Annotated in this window: 5 protein-coding genes; 1 reads left to right on the top strand and 4 read right to left on the bottom strand. The window is 49.6% G+C overall.

All coding sequences use genetic code 11. From position 1 onward, the window contains the following. A partial coding sequence (locus tag VCB98_RS13570; RefSeq protein ID WP_346053440.1) for a hypothetical protein occupies positions 1-233 on the top strand: 233 nt, incomplete at its 5' end. 276 nt (positions 234-509) lie between these two features. Here VCB98_RS13570 and VCB98_RS13565 read toward each other — a convergent pair. From VCB98_RS13565 to VCB98_RS13550, 4 genes are all read right to left on the bottom strand, one after another. Further along, on the bottom strand, positions 510-2801 hold the full coding sequence (locus tag VCB98_RS13565; protein ID WP_346053438.1) for a DEAD/DEAH box helicase: 2292 nt from the start codon (positions 2799-2801) through the stop codon (positions 510-512). Next, positions 2798-3535 carry a hypothetical protein gene (locus tag VCB98_RS13560; RefSeq protein ID WP_346053436.1) on the bottom strand — a complete coding sequence of 246 codons (738 nt, stop codon included), beginning with the start codon at positions 3533-3535 and terminating at the stop codon, positions 2798-2800. Before VCB98_RS13560 ends, VCB98_RS13565 begins: the two co-directional genes overlap by 4 nt. Positions 3536-3899: 364 nt before the next feature. Beyond that, positions 3900-4946, bottom strand: a complete 1047-nt coding sequence (locus VCB98_RS13555; protein ID WP_445354004.1) for a 2-oxoacid:ferredoxin oxidoreductase subunit beta — start codon at positions 4944-4946, stop codon at positions 3900-3902. Between the two features lie 3 nt (positions 4947-4949). Next, positions 4950-5231 carry a hypothetical protein gene (locus VCB98_RS13550; protein ID WP_346053433.1) on the bottom strand — a complete coding sequence of 94 codons (282 nt, stop codon included), beginning with the start codon at positions 5229-5231 and terminating at the stop codon, positions 4950-4952. Between the last annotated feature and the right edge of the window lie 85 nt (positions 5232-5316).

Below are 5316 nucleotides of genomic sequence, written 5' to 3'. Positions count from 1 at the left end.
GCGGGTTTCATGTCCATATTTCCGGTGACATCTATGGTTTCCGACTTACTTTACAGGGCGTGAATGGAATTGTCTTTCCCACTGGCTGCGGGGAGCTTCTGCCGTCCAAGGCGGCTCACCCCTGCCTGACCACCCCCGAGATGGTCGTTTTTGATCAAAAATCGGTGAGTCCGAGCCAGGCGTCGATCCCGGGCATCACCAACTACCGCGAATCGCCGCCAACCTGGCTCTAAACCGATGGAACTGGGCTTTTCAGGTCATGGGTGTCTTCGTTCTTGCGGATCGGTCAATCTCGACATGCCTTGCTCCCGATTTGTCTCTTATGCATGAGTGTCGATTCCCCGGATTCCTGCCCCGAATCACGTCCGGGCCAGGCTCTGACGGCCTCCATCCGGGCTGGTATTGACTTCTTTACCATGATAACACCGGCAGTCCGCCCTAAAGAATGCCCGATTATGCCACCAAGAATTTGGCTACCGAACTCTCAAAGCTTACCTTGGAACCGAAAGTCAATCCGGGAGATACCAGGCAGCCAATTCTTTAATATTTTGGGGGGCGCTCTCAATATCCTTAGAAAAACGCACAGAAGAATGGTCAATCGAGATCACATAGCGCTCTATTTCTTTAACTGATTCTGGAGGAAAACCATACCGCATTAACATTATATGCACCTTATTATTGGTTCCATAGCGAAGCAACTCTACTAGCAGCTCCGCCCTATCATCTCCCTCTTCTTGCGCATAAGCACTTAACGCCACTACAAATGTATCCGCCAACGAAAAAGAAATAACCTGATCCATATAATCATACGTATCAAACACTAATGCATCATAATTCACTTCTTTTGCTAACGTATCATGGGAGAATATCGGAAACGGTCGTTTTAAGTTTTTGTTCGGTAAATTCTCTGCCTTCTGCACAAACCGAACCCTCCCCTCTTTCTGAGCGTCACGCTTTGAGACATATGCGTACCTCAATCCTGCTATCTCTCGAAACGACCTACCCTGTGCCATCTGCAAAAGAATGAATATTGCTTGATCGAATACCGCCTTCTCGCCATCCTCCAACTCCCTACCAATGCCGGCTTTCCAGACTTCCTTAAACTCTTCTCTTATCGCCTCTCTCTTGAATTTTTGCTCCGCCCCGGAAAGGTCCGGCGGTACATCCGCTCCGTCCACCCCATACATCAAATCCAAAAGCCGACGGACCGCCCACAATATATTGGGCTGACTGAGCCTGGACACCTTCGCCCGAGGCGCATTCAACTCCTCATCAAACTCACCCTCTTTAATTGCTTCTATAGCCTCCCTCTGATCCTCCATTCCATCAAATGACTTACGATCAAACACCGAGGTATCATCTAGCTCGAACTCCGACGCCATCCGTTCACAGAAAAGCTTAGGGCTTTTGGTGTATATATAACCAAAGTCAAACTCGGCGCCCTTCGAAAGCCTCCCTGCCCGACCTACAAGGTTCTTAAAAGATAGAGACGCCCAGCGATCATCGTCGCCTAAGAACCTCATTGACTCTAGCCACAATACGTCGAACGGCATATTCACACCTTGCGCGAGAGTGCTAGTAGCAAAACAAATCCGCGAGAACCCAGACTTGATAAACTGCTCGACAAGATATCTAACATCAAGAGGGACCGAGCCATGATGAATAACCACACCCTTTCGCATTAGATCTACCATATAAGATCTATGCTCACCTTCATCAGCACCGATCATATTGGCTATCTGGTCTATAATCCCCAATGCCTTTCTGCTCTCTATTTCATCGAAATCCGCTATATATTGTTTGAATGGTTCCAAGAAAGTGCCGTTATAAATTGAGTTTTTTGACACATAGACGAGGACTGACTTCCGCTCTCTAAAAACGAAATCTGGAAACGATCCGCCATGCTCAGCACAATTAATCAGAAGATACCCTTTTTCTTCATATGGCGAGAAATAGTAAAATCGCCCATTCCCATGCCTAAAAACACATACTCGACCTACCGCGCCATGATCGTATACCCTGGAAAACGAACGGCTTGACGTAATGCCATGCTTTCCCAATTGGGCCTCCGGATTACGAACGCCTGGGTGTGCAAATATAAGCTTTGCAAACGGATACTTTTTTTGAACTCTCCGTATCAAGGAATCAAATGCGACAGCCCTCGACATATCATCCGTAGACTGTGCCTCATCAAAGAAGAAAACCCCCGGACTGAGATCGATATCCGGGCGAAACAACTCGCTCGCGCGCTCCGGGGTTAACACGAAAATCCTCCTGGGGCTCCTTTCAGAGAAGACATCATCAACGAATGGAGATATCATTACGGTCTTGTCTAACCCATAACTCTCTCTCATCTCCCCAATATACTCTGCTATCAATGCACGGGACGGGACTGTAATCACAACGTCACATTCACATTTCTTGATATAGTCACGTATAGAAAAGGATTTTCCAGAGCTTGTCGGAGCTGATATTGATATCACATCCATTGATTCAATTGCATTCCTAATGCTCCCCTGAACGGGGGTAAGAGGATGCCCATATGTTTCCTTGTAACCCACTCCCAATGACGACAGCAAAATAGAGTATATACTTGACGGTGACTGTATCTTATAAAATAAACCCAGCACCGCTAGTATCTTCTCTTCGTATTCACGAAATACCTGCGGGAACCAAATCTTAACATAGGCTAGCTGCTCCAAATCACGTGGCGCTACCGGCCCATTTTCATGAATCCTTTCTAACAAATGAACGATCAGCCAATCCGGCTCCTCCAACTGAGATAAATCACGGATGCTCAATGCCTCACTCCTAAGACATACACCATAGACACACTTTGCGACCGAAAAGCTTCAATTGATCTTGTCATTGCGTTTGCCAGAACCCTTTCCGGATTACCGCGGCGAATGGAGAAGGCAACAACCACACCAAAATCGTCACTATCCAGGTTAGCTATCGCTTGCGCACTAATGAGATCCCTTAGATACACCCGGTCGTGGCGATGTTTATCCTCTTTCAGAAATCTACTAGCCTGTTGAGCCGCCACTCTGTATGGGTTAGCACGAGATTCAAATTTTGCTTCGCCAAAATTAATTTTATCGGCATCACAGACGGTATGAAAATCGAAACTGTCATTTTGCCTAGACCGAGACTTCCAGATCTCTGAAATCGGAATTGTGGTGTGTCCAAACAGGAATGAGAGGACTCTCGAGGAACCAAACGATACAACCAGCTCACCAAACTCTCCGCTTAACCGCTCATCTTTATCAACCCCCTCCACCAATTGCAATAGTGAGCTTATAGTCCTTTCAGCTGTATTCTTGAATTGCATTCTAACGCTGTGATCTAGTCTATACATCCAAGAAGTATCAGTTATGGTAGCGGAAATGGCCAACGCGGTTGCCTTAAGGTCATGGATACTTGCAAAACACCCATAAACCTTGAACTCATCTTCCTCAGTATAGATTTCTGAGAATTTCAGCCCCCACACCTTATCTTCAGAAGGGCATCCGTTGTCCGCACTGTCATCATCCATTAAAAATTACCCTTAGGCCATTAAACAAGCAAGTTCCATATCTCGCATACAGCCTAGTTCAAATGATTAAACGATTGAGTAAGAAGAAAACTCAAAAGTAAGCAATAGTATTCATCCGGGCTTCTACGGAAAACACCCATAACACAGCGATAGCCAAAGACCTACCCGACCTAGCTGCGTTGCCGTAAATCTACTTAGCTGGAAACCTGCAATCCAAACCAGACCTCTCCACTTTATGCTAAGAACAGCGAGACCCACAATTCGTCACCACTCAAAGTTAACGCAAATTTAAACTTCAATTGACTGATTATCTGCATTGGCTTCTGGCGCTATTGGATCATGAAATACTCTTCAGAGCTCTACCTCAACGACTAGAGGACTGAAACCAATCTAGAACAGCAGACGGATCTTCTAATCCCCCCCTATTCACAAGGCTTTCTCCCAACAGAGCACTCCCTGCTTCTTCCCCCTGCTCTTCATTCACATACAACAACCCAGTAACAATCTCCTGGGCTTCGCGGTGGCGCTCCAGGTAGCCGATGGCGGCGGCGCGGTTGGTGGGTTCATGATCCACATCAATCTTCCTCAGCACGATGGTCGAGCCGTCATGCAACTCAATGGGCATGGCCTTGCCCTTTTCGTACTTCGCCTTGATCTCTTCCCGGGGCGGGACAAAGTCGGTGTGGATGGCGGGGTGGAAGTATTCGCGGGTGTGGGCGTAGCTCTTGGTACTCCCCTCGTGGTCATTAAAGGCCACACAGGGACTAATCACATCAATCAGGGCAAAGCCGTTGTGTTTTAGGCCGGCCTGGATGAGGGGGATAAGCTGGTCCTTGTCGCCGGAGAAACCTCGGGCAACGAAGCCGCAGCCGAGGGTGATGGCGGTGAGTACGGGGTCGATGGGCGGGTTTTCATTGACCTGGCCGTACTTGGCCTTGCTGCCGACATCGGCGCTGGCGGAGAACTGGCCCTTGGTGAGGCCGTAGACGCCGTTGTTTTCGATGATGTAGAGCATGTTTACATCACGGCGGATGGCGTGGGCGAACTGGCCGAAGCCGATATTGAGGGAGTCGCCGTCGCCGGAGACGCCGATGAAGTGGAGTTCCGGGTTGGCGGCCTGGGCGCCGGTGGCGATGGAGGGCATGCGGCCGTGGACGGCGTTGATGCCGTGGGCTTCGCGCAGGAAGTAGGCCGGGGTCTTGGAGGAGCAGCCGATGCCGCTCATCTTGGCGACCTTGTAGGGTTCGATGTCCAGGGCCCAGACGGCCTGGATCAGGGCGGCGGTGATGGAGTCATGGCCGCAGCCGGCACAGAGGGTGGACATGCCCCCCTCGTAGTCGCGGGTGGTGAGGCCCAGTTTGTTCTTCGGCAGGTTCGGGTGGTGAACCTTTGGCTTGGTCATGAAGCTCATGGGTCAGACCTCTACATTCAAAAGATTTTTCTCGCGCAGAGACGCTGAGACGCTGAGAAAACCTGAAGAAGGGCTTGTGGGTTTTGTTTGGGTGGAAGATTGGGGTGGCTGCGGGTCAAGTGCGATTGCCGGGGCAGCTGGCAGATTGTCAAGGCTGAAGCCTCTCCCACCACTAAAACCAGTTCCAGAATGGAATTTTTTCTTTCTCTGCGACTCTGCGTCTCTGCGCGAGAAACAGCCTTTGAATTTCCTGGCGTCTCTGCGCGAGATAGCAATGGTTTTCATGATGCCTCGGCCTCTCGGAAGTGGTCCTCGATGGCGGCTTCGATGTGCATGGAGGCGATGGGGAGGCCGTTGTAGTGGAGGATGG

It is taken from the genome of Natronospira elongata (genome assembly GCF_034931365.1).
Lineage (GTDB): Bacteria > Pseudomonadota > Gammaproteobacteria > Natronospirales > Natronospiraceae > Natronospira > Natronospira elongata.
The sequence above is the reverse complement of the archived record's forward strand: the minus strand, read 5'-3'. Positions and strand labels throughout refer to the sequence as shown.